This window comes from Psychrobacter sp. 1Y4 (assembly GCF_051847555.1).
In genome coordinates, this window is record NZ_JBPYDE010001237.1 from 1 (window position 1) to 500 (window position 500).

At 42.8% G+C, this 500-nt stretch carries 1 protein-coding gene; it reads left to right on the top strand.

Annotation, left to right across the window (positions count from 1 at the left end; genetic code table 11):
* Positions 1-500: cell division protein ZapE (gene zapE, locus ACS8FC_RS21320; protein WP_439298244.1), on the top strand; the 500-nt coding region annotated here is incomplete at both ends.

Sequence of the window (500 nt, forward strand, 5' to 3'; positions counted from 1 at the left end):
GGCGGTGTCGGCCGCGGCAAAACGTGGATGATGGATATGTTTTATGATTCATTGACCATTGAGCGCAAAATGCGTCTGCATTTTCATCATTTTATGCAGCGTGTTCATCAAGAGTTGAATAAACTCCAAGGCGAAAGTGACCCACTCGAAAAAGTCGCCGATATTATTTATAAAGAAGCGGTCATTATCTGTTTTGATGAGTTTTTTGTTTCTAACGTCTCTGATGCCATGATTTTGGGTGATTTATTTACGATGCTGTTTAATCGCGGTATTACCTTGGTCGCTACGTCAAACATTGAGCCGTCTGGTTTGTACAAAGATGGTTTGCACCGTGACCGTTTTCTACCAGCCATTGCAGAGGTTGAGAGCCATACGACAGTGATGAATATCGATTCTGGTATTGATTATCGTCTGCGCGTGCTTCAGCAAGCAGAATTGTATGAATCACCAATGACTAAAGCCAATCATCATTGGTTAGCCAACCGTTTTGCCAGCTTGTC